At 68.2% G+C, this 16963-nt stretch carries 15 protein-coding genes; 9 read left to right on the forward strand and 6 right to left on the reverse strand.

Features of this window, described 5'->3' with window-relative positions:
• The first annotated feature begins 18 nt into the window (after positions 1-18).
• The 6 genes from ABFJ78_RS16745 (at position 19) to ABFJ78_RS16770 (ending at position 7898) form a co-directional block, all read left to right on the forward strand.
• A complete protein-coding gene (locus tag ABFJ78_RS16745; protein ID WP_436387261.1) occupies positions 19-1308 on the forward strand; it encodes a lysine N(6)-hydroxylase/L-ornithine N(5)-oxygenase family protein in 1290 nt (429 codons plus the stop codon).
• The gene (locus tag ABFJ78_RS16750; RefSeq protein WP_436387262.1) at positions 1305-1538 is read left to right on the forward strand and encodes an MbtH family protein; all 234 of its coding nucleotides are present in this window, start codon (positions 1305-1307) and stop codon (positions 1536-1538) included. The genes ABFJ78_RS16745 and ABFJ78_RS16750 overlap by 4 nt, the downstream gene beginning before the upstream one ends.
• A 19-nt stretch (positions 1539-1557) precedes the next feature.
• Positions 1558-2751, forward strand: coding sequence for a cytochrome P450 (locus tag ABFJ78_RS16755; protein WP_436387263.1), 1194 nt, complete (start codon positions 1558-1560; stop codon positions 2749-2751).
• A gap of 5 nt (positions 2752-2756) precedes the next feature.
• Complete coding sequence (locus ABFJ78_RS16760; protein WP_436387264.1) at positions 2757-4013, forward strand: cytochrome P450; 1257 nt, start codon at positions 2757-2759, stop codon at positions 4011-4013.
• A 20-nt stretch (positions 4014-4033) separates the two neighbouring features.
• Positions 4034-5230 (forward strand): cytochrome P450, encoded by a 1197-nt coding sequence (locus tag ABFJ78_RS16765; protein WP_436387265.1) that lies wholly within the window; start codon positions 4034-4036, stop codon positions 5228-5230.
• Between the two features lie 61 nt (positions 5231-5291).
• A complete protein-coding gene (locus ABFJ78_RS16770) occupies positions 5292-7898 on the forward strand; it encodes a non-ribosomal peptide synthetase (protein ID WP_436387266.1) in 2607 nt (868 codons plus the stop codon).
• A 2-nt stretch (positions 7899-7900) separates the two neighbouring features.
• Here ABFJ78_RS16770 and ABFJ78_RS16775 read toward each other — a convergent pair whose 3' ends face one another.
• The 6 genes from ABFJ78_RS16775 to ABFJ78_RS16800 all read right to left on the reverse strand — a co-directional run bounded on the left by ABFJ78_RS16775 (position 7901) and on the right by ABFJ78_RS16800 (position 12766).
• Positions 7901-8572: a thioesterase II family protein gene (locus ABFJ78_RS16775; protein ID WP_436387267.1), complete on the reverse strand. Its 672-nt coding sequence runs from the start codon at positions 8570-8572 to the stop codon at positions 7901-7903.
• A gap of 26 nt (positions 8573-8598) precedes the next feature.
• Positions 8599-9555 carry a chlorinating enzyme gene (locus ABFJ78_RS16780; protein ID WP_436387268.1) on the reverse strand — a complete coding sequence of 319 codons (957 nt, stop codon included), beginning with the start codon at positions 9553-9555 and terminating at the stop codon, positions 8599-8601.
• Positions 9556-9564: 9 nt separating this feature from the next.
• On the reverse strand, positions 9565-9846 hold the full coding sequence (locus tag ABFJ78_RS16785; protein ID WP_436387269.1) for an acyl carrier protein: 282 nt from the start codon (positions 9844-9846) through the stop codon (positions 9565-9567).
• A 126-nt stretch (positions 9847-9972) separates the two neighbouring features.
• Entirely contained in the window at positions 9973-11169 is a 1197-nt protein-coding gene (locus tag ABFJ78_RS16790; protein ID WP_436387270.1) for a cytochrome P450, read from the reverse strand.
• A gap of 169 nt (positions 11170-11338) precedes the next feature.
• Positions 11339-12040, reverse strand: coding sequence for a TetR/AcrR family transcriptional regulator (locus ABFJ78_RS16795; protein WP_436387271.1), 702 nt, complete (start codon positions 12038-12040; stop codon positions 11339-11341).
• A 12-nt stretch (positions 12041-12052) separates the two neighbouring features.
• Positions 12053-12766: a TetR/AcrR family transcriptional regulator C-terminal domain-containing protein gene (locus tag ABFJ78_RS16800; RefSeq protein WP_436387272.1), complete on the reverse strand. Its 714-nt coding sequence runs from the start codon at positions 12764-12766 to the stop codon at positions 12053-12055.
• A 138-nt stretch (positions 12767-12904) separates the two neighbouring features.
• Here ABFJ78_RS16800 and ABFJ78_RS16805 point away from each other — a divergent pair, with 138 nt between their 5' ends.
• From ABFJ78_RS16805 to ABFJ78_RS16815, 3 genes are all read left to right on the forward strand, one after another.
• Positions 12905-13861 carry an ATP-binding cassette domain-containing protein gene (locus ABFJ78_RS16805; protein WP_436387273.1) on the forward strand — a complete coding sequence of 319 codons (957 nt, stop codon included), beginning with the start codon at positions 12905-12907 and terminating at the stop codon, positions 13859-13861.
• Position 13862: 1 nt separating this feature from the next.
• Positions 13863-14660 carry an ABC transporter permease gene (locus ABFJ78_RS16810; protein WP_436387274.1) on the forward strand — a complete coding sequence of 266 codons (798 nt, stop codon included), beginning with the start codon at positions 13863-13865 and terminating at the stop codon, positions 14658-14660.
• A 113-nt stretch (positions 14661-14773) separates the two neighbouring features.
• On the forward strand, positions 14774-16933 hold the full coding sequence (locus ABFJ78_RS16815) for an MMPL family transporter (RefSeq protein WP_436387275.1): 2160 nt from the start codon (positions 14774-14776) through the stop codon (positions 16931-16933).
• Positions 16934-16963: the final 30 nt, after the last annotated feature.

The following is a 16963-nucleotide window of genomic DNA, read 5'->3' on the forward strand; positions in this document are numbered from 1 at the left end:
GCAAAGGGGATAACTGTCGTGGACAAGCGTGAACTCCAGACCTATGACGTCGTGGGAATCGGGTTCGGGCCCTCCAACCTCTCGCTCGCCATCGCGCTGGAGGAAAGCCCGGAGCCGGTCTCGGCGGCGTTCTTCGAACGGCAGGCGTCGCTGTCCTGGCACCGGGCGATGCTCGTCCCGACGGCGAAGATGCAGGTCTCCTTCCTCAAGGACCTGGTCACCTTCCGCAACCCGGTGTCGCGGTTCAGCTTCGTGTCCTACCTGCACGAGGTCGGGCGGCTGCCGCGGTTCGTCAACAATTCCGACTTCTTCCCGACGCGCCGTGAGTTCCACGACTACCTCGAATGGGCCGAATCAAAGCTCACCCGGCGGGTGAACTACGGCTCCGAGGTGACGGGAATGCGCTTGCTCCGTTCCGGACCGGAAGACCACGTGGAGCTCGAAATCCGCGATCCGGGCGGCCCGCGGCTGGTCACCGCGCGGAACGTGGTGATCTCGACGGGTCTCGTGCCCCGGATGCCGGCCGGCATCGAGCGGGACGGCTTCACCTGGCACAGCTCGGAGTTCCTCCACCGCTTCCGCGCGTTCGACCGCCGGAAGCTGAGGCGGGTCGCCGTCGTCGGGGCCGGGCAGAGCGCCGCCGAAATCGTCCGCTTCCTCTACGACGCGCTGCCGGAAGCGAGCATCTCCGCGATCATGCCGTCGTACGGCTATTCCATCGCCGACAACACCCCGTTCGCGAACCAGGTCTTCGACCCCGCCGCGGTCGACGACTTCTACCAGGGGTCGAGCCGGTCGAAGGACGCGATCTGGCACTACCACCGGAACACGAACTACTCGGTCGTCGACGACGAGGTGATCCGGGGGCTTTACCAGCGCGCTTACGACGACGAGGTGAGCAAGTGCGAACGGCTCAGCTTCGTCAACCTCGCGCGGGTGGTCGACGTCAAGCGCGTCGACGACGACACCCGGGTCACCGTGCACTCGCTGGCCACCGAGACGTCCTGCGACCTGGACGTCGACGTGCTGGTCTGCGCCACCGGCTACGACCCGATGGAGCCGGCGGACGTGCTGGGTGAGCTCGCCGAATACGTCGTTCACGACGGCGACGGCCGATACCGCGTGGAGCGTGACTACCGGCTCGTCACGCCGGATCTGGACTGCGGGATCTACCTGCAGGGCGGCATCGAGCACACGCACGGGCTGACTTCCTCGCTGCTGTCGAACATCGCGGTCCGAAGCGGGGAGATCGCGAGCTCGATCCTCGCCCGCCGAGTCCCTGTCCCAGGAAATGGAGTGCACGTATGAGCACCAACCCGTTCGACGACGAGAACGGCCGGTTCTACATCCTCGTCAACGACGAGGACCAGCATTCGCTCTGGCCGTCCTTCGCCGCCGTCCCCGACGGCTGGAAGATCGTGTTCGGCGAGGAGAGCAGGGCGGAATGCCTGAAGTACGTCGAGGAGAACTGGACCGACATCCGGCCGAAGAGCCTGCGCGAGGCGATGGCCGCCGACGCCCGGGTCGCGGCGCGATGAGCAGAGAAGGAGGCCTCCGATGACCACGGTCGTCGATCGGTGGGACATCCACCCGGTGCACGCCTGGCTGCGGGGTGTCCGGCCGGAGAAGCCGGTGGGGTTCGACGAGCAGATGGGCCTGTGGGGAGTCTACGGTTACCCCGAAGCACTCGAAATGCTCAACGATCCCAAGACGTTCTCCTCGCGGACCGCGCATCTGGCGCCAATCACCTACGACGAGTCGCTGAGCGAAGGTGACATGTCGCAGATGGATCCACCGGAGCACACCAAGTACCGCAAGCTGCTGAGTCACGGGTTCACCCCGAAGGTGGTGGCCGACCTCGAGCCGCGGATCGCGGAGATCACCGGGGAGCTGCTCGACGGGATCACCGGCAAGGACCGGTTCGACCTGGTGGCCGAGCTGGCCTACCCCCTGCCGGTCATCGTCATCGCCGAACTGCTGGGTGTGCCGAGCAGCGATCGGCACCTGTTCAAGCAGTGGGCCTTCAACATCATCGAAGAGCTGAACGGGATGGCGTACCTCAGCGGCGGCGAGGAGGCGCAGGCGAGCGTCGACGCGGCCAACGACAGCGTGAAGCCGATGCTGGACTACCTGCTCGAGCACGTTCTCGAGCGGCGTCGGCGCCCGCGCGAAGACCTCCTCACCCAGCTGTCCGCCGCGGAGGTCGACGGCCAGCGGCTGACCGACAACGAGATCGTGAACATCGCCAACATCCTCCTGGTCACCGGGCACATCACCACCACCATGCTGCTGGGCAACACGATGCTCTGCCTGGACTCCTACCCCGACCAGGCGAGGCGCGTGCGCGAGGACCGGTCGCTCGTGCCGACCGCGATCGAGGAGTCCCTGCGCCTGCTCACGCCGTCCGCCGCCATGTCCCGGTCGACGACGCGCGACGTCGAGGTCGGCGGAGTCACCATCCCGAAGGACAAGATGATCCTGATCTGGTTGGGCGCGGCCAACCGGGACCCGCACCAGTTCATCGCGCCCGCGGAGTTCGACCCGGCTCGCGATCCCAACCCGCACCTGGGGTTCGGCCGCGGTGTCCACTTCTGCATCGGCGCGCCGCTGGCCCGGCTGGAGGGCCGGATCGCGCTCAACGGCCTGTTCGATCGCTTTGCCGAGCTGCGCACGGATCCGGAGGACGCGCCGGCTTTCTTCCCGTCGCCGGACATGATCGGTGTCCGCGCGCTGCCCCTCCGGGCGAGGTGACGCCCGTGGAAAGCCAGTGCAACAACGCGTCGGGCCTGCTGGCCATGACCCGGAAGGGACGAGCCGTGACGAACCTTGCCGACCGGTGGGGGATTCATCCCGAGCACTTCTGGCTGCGCGGCCAGTGGCCGGAGCGGACCGTCGCGTTCGACGAAAAGACCGGGATGTGGAACGTCTACGGCTACCCGGAGGCCTTGGCGGTCATCGGCGACCCGGCGACGTTCTCCAACGACACCGCGCGCCTGTTCCCGGTCCCGGTCGACGGGCCGATTTCCGACGGCGACCTCCTGCAGATGGACCCACCGGAGCACCGGCGGCAGCGACTGCTGGTCAACCACGCGTTCACCCCGAAGATCGTGTCCGACCTGGAGCCGCGGATCAGCAAGCTGACTCACGAGCTGCTGGACAAGGTGGCGGGCCGGGACCGGTTCGACCTGATGGAGACCCTGGTCTACCCGCTTCCCGCGGTGGTGGTGGCCGATCTGCTGGGCGTGCCGGCCGCCGACACGCACCTGTTCGAGACGTGGATGCGCAAGATGTCCGAGAGCGCGACGGCCGACATCTCCCTCGGCGACGTGTCCGAGGACCAGGAACGCGCGTTCAAGGTCACCATGGAGCAGACCGAGCAGATGCTCGACTACCTGCGAGTGGTGACCGCCGAATGCCGGAAGTCGCCTCGGGAAGATCTGCTGAGCCAGCTCGTGCAGGCGGAGGTCGAAGGGGCACGGCTGTCCGACGACCAGGTGGTCAACTTCGCGAAGATGCTGCTCATCGCGGGCTACCTCACGACCACCATGCTGCTCGGCAACACGGTGCTGTGCCTGGACGGCTTTCCCGAGGTGGACGCCCGGGTACGCGCGGACCGGTCGCTGATGCCGACGCTGGTCGAGGAGTCGATGCGGTACCTCAGCCCGATCGCGGCGACCTACCGGGCCACGACGTCCGAGGTCGAGATCGCCGGGGTCACCATTCCCAAGGACCAGCTGGTGCTCGTGTGGCTCGCGGCGGCGAACCGGGACGAGCGGCAGTTCGCGCGTCCGCAGGTTTTCGACCCGGCTCGGGACCCCAATCCCCAGCTGGGGTTCAGCCGCGGCACCCATTTCTGCCTCGGTGCGCCGCTGGCCCGGATGGAGGGACAGGTGGTGCTGAACATCCTGCTCGACCGGTTCCCGGTGCTGAAGGTGGATCCCGACATCCCGCCGACGTTCTACCCCGCGCCGGACACCACGGGCGTCAGCACGCTTTCGGTCCGCACCGGATGACGAACCCGAGGAGGATTCAGATGACCACGTTCGCCGATCGGTGGACCATCCACGAGGAGCACTTCTGGCTGCGCGGCCGCCGGCCGGAGCAGCCGGTCCGGTTCGACGAGAAACTGGGCATGTGGCACGTCTACGGCTACCCCGAGGCGTTGGCGGTGCTCAGCGACCCGGAGACCTTCTCGACGAAGTCGGCGCAGCTGCTGCCGTTCGAGATCGACGAGTCGGTCAACGAGGGCAACCTGCTGGAGATGCAGGGCCTCGAGCACCGGAAGCTGCGCAAGGTCGTCAGCCAGGCCTTCACCCCGAAGATGGTGGCCGAGCTGGAGCCGCGGATCGCCGAGATCACGCACGAGCTGCTGGACGCGGTGGCCGGGCAGTCGCGGATCGAACTCGTGGCCGACCTGTCCTATCCGCTGCCGATGATGATCGTCGGCGAACTGCTCGGACTGCCCGCCGACGAGCGCCCGCTGCTCAAGCGGTGGATGGACAAGATGTCGGAAAGCGTCACCGGGGAGCTTTCGCTGGTCGAGGGAGACGGCGACCAGGAGCGCACGTTCCGGGTCATGATGGAACAGACCAAGCTGATGGTGGACTACGTTCGCGGGCACGTCGCCGAGCGTCGGCGGAACCCGCGGCAGGATCTGTTGTCGCAGCTCGTGCTCGCCGAAGTCGACGGCGAGCGCCTGAGCGACAACACGATCGCGTCCTTCGCGAAGATGCTCCTCATCGCCGGCCACCTCACCACCACCATGCTGCTCGGGAACACGGTGCTGTGCCTGGACTCCGACCCGGCGCTCGACGCGCGGGTGCGCGGCGACCGATCGCTGATGCCGACCGTGGTCGACGAGTCGATGCGCTTCCTGCCCCCGGTCGCGTCCACGTACCGGGCCACCACCAAGGAGGTGGAGCTCGGGGGAGAGCGGATCCCGGAGCACCAGATGGTCCAGGTGTGGTTTGCCGCGGCCAACCGGGACGAACGACAGTTCCCGCACCCGGACGTGTTCGATCCGGCTCGGGATCCGAATCCCCACCTCGGCTTCGGCCGCAGCGTCCACTTCTGCCTCGGCGCCCCGCTCGCGCGGCTGGAAGGCCGGGTCGCGCTGAACATCCTGCTGGACCGGTTCCCGGTGCTGAGGGTGGACCCGGACGCCCCGCCGACCTTCTTCCCGGCGCCGGACACGACCGGCGTCAGCGTCCTGCCGCTTCGCACCGTGTGACACGCAGGAGAACCGGCCGGTTGCCGCGGATCGCCCTCCCGAGGACCAGGAAGAGGCACGCATGACCCCACTCTTGTTCGTCTTCCGGCTGACCGGCGTGCTGGATCCGGCCGCGCTGGTGGCGGCTGTCCGCGATGTCGTGTCCCGCCGGTTCGAGCCGCAGGTACCGCTCGACGTTCCCTTCATGACGGTGGCCCCGGACGCGCTCGCCGTCGCCGTGCGAAGGATCGCCGCTGAGCGGTCTCGAAGCGGGGTGCGCGCCAGTGTGCTGGGGAGCGCGGCGGACGAGCACCGGCTGGTGTTGGTCGTTCCGCACGCTGTCGGGGATGTCGGCGCGGCCGAGCCCCTGGCCAGGGATTTGGCCACGACCTACACCGAACGGAGGCAGGGTCGGGTTCCCCAGTGGACGGATGACCGGGCGGAAGGCGTGGCGGAGCGTCTCGCGTACTGGCACCGCGAACTGGCCGGAGTGCCCACGCCGTTGCCGCTCCCGCTCGACCATCCCCGGCCGTCGGCCGCGAGTCACCGCGGCGACGTCGTCGGCTTCTCGTTCGATGCCGGGCTGCTCGCCGGTCTCGAGCGGTGTGCGAGACGGCGGGATGTGCCGGTGTCGCTGGTGGCGCAAACGGCCCTGGCGGTGTTGGTGCACCAGCTGGGCGCGGGTGACGACGTCCCGATCGGCGCGGTCGGCCGGTCCGGCGGCGGTACCTGGGTGCTGCGGGTGGACCTGTCGGAGGGCCCGTCGTTCGATGAGGTGCTCGTGCGGGTGCGTGCCAAATCGCTGGCGGCTGATGGCCGGCTGGAAGTTCCCTTCGACCGGCTCGTGGAATCCTTGGGTCTGACGGGTTCCAGTGCGTATCACCCGTTCTTCCAGGTGATGTTCACCTGGCGCGACGGCACCCGGCACGATCTGCACGTCCCGGGGCTGGCGCTGGCTGTCGAGCAGGTGCCGGCCGGGCTCGCGCCGTGCGACCTTTCGGTCACCCTGACCCGGACCGGTGCCGGCGTGCGCGGCGAGTTCGAATACGCGGTCGACCTCTTCGAACGGGACACCGTGGCCGCGATGACAACCCGGTACCTGCGCGTACTGCGCCAGGTCACCGCGGACCCGCGGATCCGAGTGGACACCATCGGCGTCCTGGAACCGGCCGAGCGGGGATGGCTGCGGGACCTGAACGCCACCACCACGCCGAAGCCGTCCCTCACGATCACGGAACTAGTGGAACGGCAGGTCACGGCGACGCCGGACGCGCTGGCGGTGGTGTGCGGCGACGTGTCGCTTACCTACGCGGAGCTCGATGCGCGGGCGAACCGCCTGGCGCGGGCGCTGGTGCGGGCCGGTGCCGGGCCGGAGTCCGTGGTGGGCCTGGCGCTGCCGCGCTCGGTGGAGCTCGTGGTGGCGATGCTGGGGGTGCTGAAGTCGGGCGCCGGCTACCTGCCCGTCGATCCCCGGTACCCGAGCGACCGGCTGGGGTTCGTGCTGGCCGACGCGAGTCCCCTGGCCGTGCTGACGGATCGCGTTACCGCGCCGTCGCTCCCGCTTGGCGGGGTCCGGCTCCTGATGATCGATGACCTCCCCGCGGGTCCCGTCGGCGACTTGCCCCGGCCACGGCCGGACAATCTCGCGTACCTGATGTACACCTCCGGCTCCGCGGGCGCGCCGAAGGGGGTGGTGATCACGCATGAGGGCGTGGTCAACGGCGTGACCGAGCTGGCGGGCGTCATGGGCGTCCGGAGTGATTCGCGGGTGCTCGCCACGACGTCGGTCAATTTCGACGTATCGGTCTTCGAAGTGTTCACCGCACTGAGCCGGGGCGCGGCGGTCGAGCTACTGCGCGACGTCCTCGTGCTGGGGGAGCGGGGCGGCACGCGTGGCACGGTGCTGCACACGGTCCCGTCGGTCTTCGCCGAGATGCTGGACCAGATGGCGGGCAAGGTCGAGGTGGACACCGTCGCGTTCGCCGGCGAAGGACTGCCCGGGCCGCTGGTCGGGCAGGTGCGCAAGGCGTTGCCCGGGGCGCGGGTGGTCAATGCCTACGGCCAGACCGAAAGCTTCTACGCCACGACGTTCGCAGTGCCGAGCGACTGGGACGGCGCGGGCGGGGTGCCGATCGGCGCGCCCATCGGCAACATGCGGACGTACGTCCTCGGGTCCGGGCTGGCCCCGGTGCCGCCGGGCGTGGTCGGGGAGTTGTACGTCGCGGGTGCCGTGGGGCGCGGCTATCACGAGCGCCCGGTCCTGACCTCCGAGCGGTTCGTAGCCGATCCCTTCGGCGCGCCGGGCGATCGCATGTACCGCACCGGCGATCTGACCCGCTGGACGCGCGACACCGGGCTCGAGTGCGTCGGACGGAGCGACTTCCAGCTGAAGGTGCGCGGGTTCCGCATCGAGCCCGCCGAGGTCGAGGCCGCCCTGCGCGCTCATCCGGCCGTGGCCCAAGCCGTGGTGACCTCGCGGCCGGGCCCGGGCGGAGGCCCGCGTCTCGTCGGCTACCTCGTTCCCGTGGCCGATGCCGCTCTCGAGCCTCGCGAAGTCCGCCGCTTCGTTTCGGCCCGGCTGCCCGAGTTCATGGTTCCCGCCGCCTTCGTCATCCTGGAAAGGCTCCCGTTGACGCCCAACGGAAAACTCGATCGTTCAGCGCTCCCGGATCCGCGTCGCCGAGCGTGACTTCACGCGTCGGCCAGGACGGTGCCCAGGATGACCCGGGCTACGCCGGCCGGGTTGGAAGCGGACAGCAGGTGGTCTCCCGGGAGACGGGTCACGGTGCAGTTGCGGGTCGTGTGGGCCGCCCAGGACCCCAGCCTGGTCAAGGTGGTGTCGTCCCGACCGCCGAGGACGACGACGCGGCAGGCGACGACCGTCTCCCGCAGCGCGCCGATGAGCGACCACGACAGCGACAGGTCGTCGCGCAGCAACGGAAAAGCGCTTTCGGCCAGTGCACGATCGGTCAGCAGCTCGGCCGGGATTTCACCGCCGAGTGCCGCCAGCCCGGCGATCGCCTCTTCGATCGAGGACGCCGGTTCGCCGCCGGACGCGCGACGGGCGCAGGGCGGGGAGTTGGAAGCGGCCAGGAGAACCGGCGGCGGATCCTGATCGAGCCCGGCGGCGACTGCCAAGCCAAGGTAGGCGCCAAGGCTCTCGCCGTAGATGGCGTCCACCCGACCGCCGAGACGGGCCGTGAGGTCCTTCGCGGCCGGGCCGGCCTGGGTGATGGTGGGCTCGCTGTACCGGCGTCCCCGGCCGGGCAGCTCGACGGCCCGGATCTCGAGCCGGTCGTCGACCAGACGGCGAAGCCGCCGGAAGTAGCCGGCGCCGCAGCAGGCCGGGGGGACGAACGCCACCACCGGCCTGCCGCCGTACCCGGAGGTCACAGCGTCGCGAACGGAGTGCCCCGAAGCGTCTCGGTGGCGATCTTGTTGTGGCCGTATTCGTCGCGTCCGCCGACGAGGACCGCGCCCCACCGATCGAGCGGGATGCTGCCCCCGTACTCGTCGATGCGATCGGTGTCCGGGTAGATACGCACCTTGGTCGGCACGTAGCGGGTGGCGAAGCCCATCCGGTAGTCCTTGCCGGAGCTGCGGTTCGGCAGCGAGGCGTGCATCAGGGTCGACCAGAAGATCACGCATTGGCCCTTGTTCATGACGAGCGAGAACGCGTCCTCTTCGTTGGGCCGCCAGTCCGGGTCGACCTGCAGCTGGCGGTAGTCGTAGCCGAAGAAGCCGCGGGGCACGCCGTTCTTGACCTCGGTGTTGATGCGCTCCGCGCGGTAATCCATCTGCTTGGTTTCGTCGTAGTTCATCTTGTTGTGCGTGCCCGGGATGATCTGCAAGCAGCCGTTCTCGAGCGTGGAGTCGGTGAACGCGGTCCACACCGTGAGCGTGCCCGCGCCGAAGTCGTCCTCGGACTCGCCCGGCCACAGCAGCTGCGGCTTGCCGCTGGCGTTCGCGAAGGTGTCCGCCTGGTGCCAGTCCGTCCCCTCGTCCCCGGGGTACTTCGGGAAGAACTCGGACCGCCAGCACAGCAGGTCCGGGCCGAGGATCGAGGCCACCCGATCGACGATCTTCCGGTTCCGGACGTGCCGGGCGAGCAGGTCGACGTCGAGGTGACGGTCGTAGTTCACGATGTTCGGCGCACCGGAGACCGCCACGGCTTCCGGATAGGCCGCGTGCGAGCGGTCCAGCGATTCGCGTTGCACCGTCTTCCAGATCCGGTCCATCTCGTCGGGGGTGTAGATGGTGAGCGGCCCGACGTAGCCGTTGTTCCGGAAGAATTCGAGCTCGTCGGCCGAGAGGGCGAACTCGGCGCGTTCCGCGCTGGTGGTCATGGTGGCTCCTTAGGTGCTGGTCGGCTCCGGGGTGGGCTGCATCTCGGCCACCGCGGTGCTGAGCGGTTCCGCGTAGGTGATCTTGGGGTCGAGGACGACGCCGAACGAGTCACGGAGAAAGATGTTCAACTTCGAGAAAGTCAGCGAATGGCCGCCGATGTCGAGGAAGTTCTCGGCCGCGGTGATCTCCGGGTCGTCCAGTTCGGATCGTAGCCACTCGACCGCGGCTGCCTCGACCTGTTCCGGAGCGATGGGCTGGGATGTCCTTTCATTTGTCGCTGGAGACGACATCTGGAGTGACCTCCTGGTGATTCCTGGAATGACGAAACAGTTCTGTTCCGCGCTGGAAAACGTGCCTGCGAACCGGTGCCCGGCTTCGGCGATGTCCTGGCGACGGGACAACAGCCGGGCGCCGGGTCAGGCGGTCAGCACCGGCAGGCTGTGCAGGCCGACGAAGTCGGGCGCACCGTAGAACTTGGGCGGGTTGTCCGGATCGGTGCGCAGCACCGGGAAGCGGTCGAGCAGGATGTCGAACACGATCCGGCCTTCCATCCGGGCCATGTGCGCGCCGAGGCAGTAGTGGATGCCCCGCCCGAATCCGAGGTGGGGATTGGGATCCCGGGCCGGATCGAACACCTCCGGGTGGGTGAACTGGCGCTTGTCCCGGTTCGCGCACGCGAACCACACCTGGAGCATCTGGTCCTTCGGCACGCGGGTGCCGCCGATGGTGACTTCCGTGGTGCTGGCGCGGTACGTCGCCGCGGCAGGGGTGAGGAAGCGCAGCGACTCGTCGATGGCGGACGGCACGAGCGCGCGGTTCTCCCGCACGCGGGCCGCCTGCTCCGGGAATTCGTCGAACAGCAGCGCGGTGTTGCCGATCAGCACGGTGCTCGTGAGGTGGCCGGCGCCGAGCATGATGATCGCGAAGTTCAACGCTTCGGTGTCGTCCAGCCCGGTCCCGTCGAGTTTTCGCAGGCGGATGAGCAGGCTCAGCAGATCATCGCGGGGCCGCGCCCGGCGTTCGACGATGTGCTCGGTGAGCCGGTCCCGCAGCGGCTGCAGGTGCGCCAGCTGCGCCTCCAGGTAGCTCTCCTGGTCCTCGCCCTGCTCCAATGTGGACAACTGAACCGGGCTGTCGATCGACTTCTGGACCAGCTTGAACAGCTCACGGTCGTCGGTCGGGATGCCCAGCAGCTCGCAGAACAGCGTGCCCGACAGCGGATCGGCGAAGTCCGTCACCAGGTCGATCGCTTCGCGTCCGGCCAGCTCGTCGATCAGTTCGTGGGCGAGCTTGGTGATCCGCGACTCGAGATCCGCCACGGCTTTCGGGCTGAACACGTGCCCGACCTGTTTGCGCAGGTTGCCGTGTTCCGGTTCGGCCATCTGCAACAGGTCGCCTGCCGCGTATTCCGCCTTGTCGTCGGCGTCGGGCAGCAGGTACGACGAGTCGGACGCGAACGTCACTGGGTCGCCGAGGATCTCCACTGCCTCGGGATAGCCGTAGACGTGCCACACACCCAGTTTTTCGTCGTGCCTGACGATCTGTTCCGGTTGCTTGCCCCGCAGCCAGAAGTGTTCCGGATTAAGACCCCAGCGGTCGGCGAAATCGGTCATCGGATTTCCTTCGGAGAGTGCGTCTGCGGTCAAAGGCGAACCTGGACGAATGCAGGTTCTTCCCGAGAGTGGACAATGGTCGCCCTGGACCGCACGCTACCACCGCGAGGTTGTCGCGAACCATTCTCTTGCCTGCGAAGGCGTTTGCGCGCTCGCGAATGGACAGAAGTCAGGCGGACGGTGTGACGTGGGCGGGTGAATAGATCGCTGCGCGGTGGGCCGCGTTGAACTTCGTCAAGACCGCACCGAGCTCGCGCGCCGCCGCGACGACGACCGCGGGATCCGGTTCCCCGGGCGGCTCGAAAGCCGTGCGGATCGTGTGGGCCAGCGCGTCGGCTTTGGCTTGGACGTCGATGCCCGCGTACTCGTCGGTGAAGTTCTGGTGGACGTAGTACCCGAGAGCGGCGGCGTTCGTCGCGAAGCGCACGTTCGGGATGTCGGCGCGGAGGAGGCCATGGCGGATCAGGATGCCGAAGATCTCTTCGGCGGCGAGCGCGTCTTCTCCGCCGGTCGGCGAGGTGCGGGCGTGCGTGCCCAGCAGCTCCGCGTCCCTGGTCAGGATCGCGGCCATCAGGGGCCGGCGGACGGTCGCGAGGAACGACGTCCGGAGGTGCCGGTGCGGCAGTACCTCGTGGGGATCTTCAGCCAGCCGCGCGACGAGCTCGTCGACCAGCTCGACGGTCTCGCGCTGCAGCAGCGCCTGGAACAGCCGTTCCTTGGTCCGCCAGTGCAGGTAGACGGTGCCTTTGCCGATGCCGGCCGCGCGCGCGATGTCTTCGATGGCCACCTTGCGGTACCCCATGCGCACCAGCAGCTCGCCAGCGGCGTCGAGGATCCGGTCGGCCCGTTCCCGGTTCGCGTGCTCGGCCATTCGCCGGGCCCGTCAGAGCCCGGCGGTGTTCGGCAGTTCCAGCTCGACGTTCCGGCTCAGCAGCCGGGCCTCCAGCCCGTCAAGGATGGCGTTGAGGCCGAATTCGAAGCTCTGGTCCGCGGGCCCGGCGGAGTCGGAGTCGTCCCATTCCTCCATCCGGGCGCGCAACCGGGGGAACTGCATCGCGATCTTGGTGATCCGCTCCATCGTGTTCTGCAGTTCCTCCTCCTCGTTGTTGCCGCTACGGCGCAGTCGGCGGTTCCAGGCGAGTTCGGCGGCCTCGCCGAGCGCCCGGCCGAGGACGAACACGAACACGGTGTTCATCGCCCAGTCGGCGTCGAGCCTGCTGAACCCGGCCTTTTCGTAGACCCCGAGGCAGTGGTCGTCGTGCCGGGCCTTGCCGGGGCCGTAGATGAGGTGGGTACCCATCGCCGGTACGAGCCACAGGTGCCGGCTGACCATGTCGCGCGCACCGACAGCCATCGTGGTGGCGGCCTCCCGCCAGCCGACCGTGCTGAGGTCGGGCAGCTCGATCTCGGCCCAGACCGCGTCCCCGGCGAGCACGACCAAGTTGTCCTTGTTCTTGACGTGCCAGTACACAGCCGTCGCCGCGGAGCCGAGGCGACGGCCCAGGCTGCGCATGTTCAAGCGCTCGAGACCTTCGTCGTCCAGGAGCTCGATAGCGGCACGGACGATTTGGTCCCTGGTCAGCGTGTCGCGGGGCATGCGCCCAGGATAAGCCATCACTTGCACAGCGTCCGAGTGGCGACTTGCACATCGTTCGAGTGCTACTTGCACATTGTTCGAGTAGTGCCCTACACTCCGAACTTGAACGATGTGCAAGTTCCGGGGAGAGCGCAAATCATGACGATCACCAAGACGTACGCGGCCATCTCGGCCAGAGGGTTGCGCAAGTCGTACGGGGACCAAGTGGTGCTCGACGGCATCGATCTGAGCATCCAGGAGGGGACGATCTTCTCCCTGCTCGGGCCGAACGGTGCGGGCAAGACCACCGTCGTGAAGATCCTCTCGACGCTCATCACCGCCGACGCCGGCGAGCTGAGCGTCGCCGGCTACGACCTCGCCACGGATCCCGACGCGGTGCGCGCCGCGATCGGCGTCACCGGCCAGTTCTCGGCCGTCGACCCGTTCCTGAATGGTGAGGAGAACCTGCTCCTCATGGCCGACCTGTGGCACCTCGACCGGCGGAAGCGCAAGCCGCGCGTCGCCGGCCTGCTCGAGCAGTTCGACCTCGGGGAGGCGGCCCGGAAACCGGCCATCACCTATTCCGGCGGCATGCGACGCCGCCTCGACCTGGCGATGACCCTGGTCGGCTCGCCGCGGATCATCTTCCTCGACGAGCCCACGACCGGCCTGGACCCACGCAGCCGGCGCACGATGTGGCAGATCATCCGGGACCTCGTCGCCGACGGCGTCACGGTCTTCCTCACCACGCAGTACCTGGAGGAAGCCGACGAACTCGCTGACCGGATCGCCGTCCTCGACCACGGCAGGCTGGTCGCCGAAGGGACCGCCGAGGAGCTCAAGCGCCGCGTGCCCGGTGGTCACGTCCTGCTGCGCTTCGGCAACCTGGCGATGCTCGAGAAGGGGGCGCGGGTGCTGGAGGGTGAGTTTTCCCGCAACGAAGACGAGCTCACCCTGCAGGTACCGGGCAACGGGAGCCCGCATTCGCTGCGCGTGCTGCTGGACCGTCTGGAGCGTTCGGCCGTGACCGTCGAGGACCTCTCACTTCACACGCCTGACCTCGACGACGTCTTCCTCTCCCTCACCGGCCAGCCTCGCACGGAAGAGAGCGCCTAGCATGAGCACGCTGTCCTACGCCGTGGCCGACTCGGCCACCCTGCTGCGCCGCAACCTCAAGCACATCCTGCGGTACCCGACCACGGCGATCGCCGTAGCCGGCATCCCGATCATCTTCCTGCTGCTGTTCGTCTACGTTTTCGGCGGCGCGCTCGGCACATCCATCGGCGGCACCGGCGGCGGTCGCGCGGACTACGTCAACTACGTCGTGCCCGGGCTGGTCGCGATGGTCGCGGCCACCGGTTCCCTCGGGACGTCGACTTCGGTCAGCGTCGACATGACCGAAGGGATCATCACCCGGTTCCGGACCATGGCGATCTTCCGGCCGGCGATCCTGATCGCCCGCGTCATCGCCAGCATGATCCAGACGATGGTGAGCATGGCGCTTGTCTTGGGCGTCGCACTGCTGATGGGATTCCGGCCGCCCGCCGGTTTCGGTGGGTGGCTCGGCGCGATCGGCCTGCTGGCCTTGGTCACCTTCGCGTTCACCTGGATCGCCGTGGCGTTCGGCCTCGCCGCCAAAACGCTCGACGCCGCCAGCAACGCACCGTTTCCCCTGATCCTCCTGCCGTTCGTCGGCAGCGGGATCGTCCCCACCGCGTCGATGGCTCCCGGCATCCGTGAGTTCGCCGAGTACCAGCCGTTCACGCCGATCATCGAAACGCTGCGCGGCTTGCTCATGGGCACTCCGATCGGCAGCAACGGGATCATCGCCGTGGCCTGGAGCGTGGGCATCACCGTGGTCGGCTATGTCTGGGCGAAGAAGGCGTTCGCCCGCGATCGCGCACAACCGCAGTAATCCACCGAGTACCACCGGCGGCCGGGCGGGGAGCGCCTCGCCCGGCCTTTTCACAGACCGCAGGTTGGTAAATGGCGCCCCGATTCGGGTGCCGACGATGTGAGGAGACCCCCATGCTGGGCCGGTTCGCGCGCGCGGTCGCGCGCCATCCGTGGTGGACGATCGGAGGCTGGCTGGTCGGAGCCGTGCTCGTTCTCCTGCTCGCCCCGCCACTGCCCACAGATCCCGATCAGGGACACTCGCTACCCGACAGTTACGAGTCCGTCCAGTCGGCCCACCTCGAAGAGAACGCCTTCAAGGGGCAGCAAGAAGCCTACACCGGCGGTTACGTGCTGCTCCGGCGTGCCGACGGGCAGAAGTTGACCGACGCCGACGTCGCGAAAGCGACGCAGATCGCCGATTCGTTGCGCGCCAACGGGTATCCGGCGGTGACCGGGCTGGTCACCGGCCCGGACGCGGTGGCGCCCGATCGCTCCCTGACGCGCATCTCCGTGCTCATGAACAAGAGCACGGTCGGCGCCGACCTGCTGGCACAGGGCGACGCGATGACGCGGATTCGTGCCGACCTGCCGGGCAAGCTGTCGGGGACAGATCTGACTGCCCTGGTCGGCGGCGACGCGGCATCCTATGTGGACAACTCGGGATCCCTGAGCAAGTCCCTGTTGATCGTGACGGTCGCGACCCTCATCCTGATCCTCGGCCTGAGCCTCTTGATCTTCCGGGGAATCCTGGCCGCGCTGCTGCCCATCCTGGCCATCGCCGCGGCGATGCAGGTCGGCCTCGCCATCACCGCGATGGTGGCCAAGCCGTTCGGTCTGGTCTTCGACGACAGTCTGCAGATCGTGATCCTGATCCTGATGTTCGGCATCGGCGCGGACTACTTCCTATTCCTGCTGTGGCGGTACCGGGATCGACTGCGCGCCGGGGACGACAAGGAAACGGCGCTCGCCTATGCGATCGAACGGGCCGGCAAGGTGATCATCGGCACGGCGGTCACCACCATGTGCGCGGTGCTTGTGCTCCTGCTGGCTTCGTTCCGGATCTTCCAGGCCTGGGGGCCCGCGTTGGCGATCGCCGTCGGCACCATGGCCGTCACGGCGCTCACACTGATCCCCGCGGTGCTGCGGCTGCTCGGTGGCGCGGTCTTCTGGCCGTCCAAGAAGTGGCGGACCCAGCCGCGGAACGTGATCCCGGCGAAACTCGGCGGCCTGGTCTCGCGGAGGCCGGCCGTGGTCGCGCTGGCCTCGACCGTGTTGATGGTGATGTTGGCCGGCGGCGTGCTGGCGTTCCGCATCAGCTACGACATCCAGGGCGGGTTCCCGGACAACACCGAGTCGGCGCAGGCCAAGAAGCAGCTCGAACAGGTCGTGCCTGGCTCCGCTGGCTTGAACTATCCGGCCAAGGTGTTGCTGCACGCCGACAACGGTGCGCCCGTCACCGAAGAGCAGATCGACAGCTTCGTGGCCAAGGCGCGGCAGCTGCCGGGCGTCGGCTCGGTCGAGCCGCCCACCCGCGGTCCCGCGGACGCCTCGGTCGTCCGGGTCAACCTGCTGTTGCAGCAGGACCCGTTCTCGGACCCGATGATCATCCAGATGCGGGATCAGCTCCGCGAAGACATCCACGCCGCGGCGCCGTCGGGGACGAAGGCCTACGTCGGCGGCATTACCGCGGGATTCGCGGATATCGACCACGCCACGAAGCGGGACTTGCCCCTGATCCTGTTGGTGGCAGCGGTGCTCATCGCCCTGATCCTGGCACTGGTCCTGCGGTCGCTGGTGGCACCGTTGCTGCTGGTGCCGGCCGTGCTGCTGGGATTCGCCGCCGCCCTCGGAGCCGCGGTCTATGTCTTCCAAGGACCGTTGGGCGAACCGGGGCTCAACTTCCAGCTGCCGATCCTGCTGTATCTGTTCGTGCTGGCCATCGGAACCGACTACAACATCTTGATGGTGTCGCGACTCCGGGAGGAAAGCCAGGCCGGACATGATCCTCGGACAGCCGCCGGGCTTGCCGTGGAGCACGCCGGACCGATCGCTGCCGGCGCCGGTCTCATCCTCGCCGGCACCTTCTCGGTGATGTTGCTCGCGCCGGTGGCGATGATGCAGCAGATGGGCTTCGCGGTCGCCCTTGGCATTGCGATCAGCGCGTTCGTGATGGCGATCTTCCTCGTGCCGGCGCTCACGGCGTTGATCGGTCGCGGCATCTGGTGGCCCGGCGGCGCCAAGGCGAGTCCGGCTGTACGCGGAGGCAGTCGCGTTCCCGTCGGCCGCAGGTGAGGGACCGGGTGCCGGGGATGGGCCAAGCCC

The sequence above is a fragment of the Amycolatopsis sp. MEPSY49 genome, assembly GCF_051337345.1.
Taxonomy (GTDB): domain Bacteria; phylum Actinomycetota; class Actinomycetes; order Mycobacteriales; family Pseudonocardiaceae; genus Amycolatopsis.

What these genes read in the sequence shown, in the direction of transcription:
- ABFJ78_RS16755 (WP_436387263.1), top strand. Translation starts at nt 1,558, where the DNA reads ATGACCACGGTCGTCGATCGGTGGGACATCCACCCGGTGCACGCCTGG.
- ABFJ78_RS16810 (WP_436387274.1), top strand. Translation starts at nt 13,863, where the DNA reads ATGAGCACGCTGTCCTACGCCGTGGCCGACTCGGCCACCCTGCTGCGC.
- ABFJ78_RS16770 (WP_436387266.1), top strand. Translation starts at nt 5,292, where the DNA reads ATGACCCCACTCTTGTTCGTCTTCCGGCTGACCGGCGTGCTGGATCCG.
- ABFJ78_RS16780 (WP_436387268.1), bottom strand. Translation starts at nt 9,555, where the DNA reads ATGACCACCAGCGCGGAACGCGCCGAGTTCGCCCTCTCGGCCGACGAG.
- ABFJ78_RS16795 (WP_436387271.1), bottom strand. Translation starts at nt 12,040, where the DNA reads ATGGCCGAGCACGCGAACCGGGAACGGGCCGACCGGATCCTCGACGCC.
- ABFJ78_RS16790 (WP_436387270.1), bottom strand. Translation starts at nt 11,169, where the DNA reads ATGACCGATTTCGCCGACCGCTGGGGTCTTAATCCGGAACACTTCTGG.
- ABFJ78_RS16815 (WP_436387275.1), top strand. Translation starts at nt 14,774, where the DNA reads ATGCTGGGCCGGTTCGCGCGCGCGGTCGCGCGCCATCCGTGGTGGACG.
- ABFJ78_RS16750 (WP_436387262.1), top strand. Translation starts at nt 1,305, where the DNA reads ATGAGCACCAACCCGTTCGACGACGAGAACGGCCGGTTCTACATCCTC.
- ABFJ78_RS16765 (WP_436387265.1), top strand. Translation starts at nt 4,034, where the DNA reads ATGACCACGTTCGCCGATCGGTGGACCATCCACGAGGAGCACTTCTGG.
- ABFJ78_RS16800 (WP_436387272.1), bottom strand. Translation starts at nt 12,766, where the DNA reads ATGCCCCGCGACACGCTGACCAGGGACCAAATCGTCCGTGCCGCTATC.
- ABFJ78_RS16805 (WP_436387273.1), top strand. Translation starts at nt 12,905, where the DNA reads ATGACGATCACCAAGACGTACGCGGCCATCTCGGCCAGAGGGTTGCGC.
- ABFJ78_RS16785 (WP_436387269.1), bottom strand. Translation starts at nt 9,846, where the DNA reads ATGTCGTCTCCAGCGACAAATGAAAGGACATCCCAGCCCATCGCTCCG.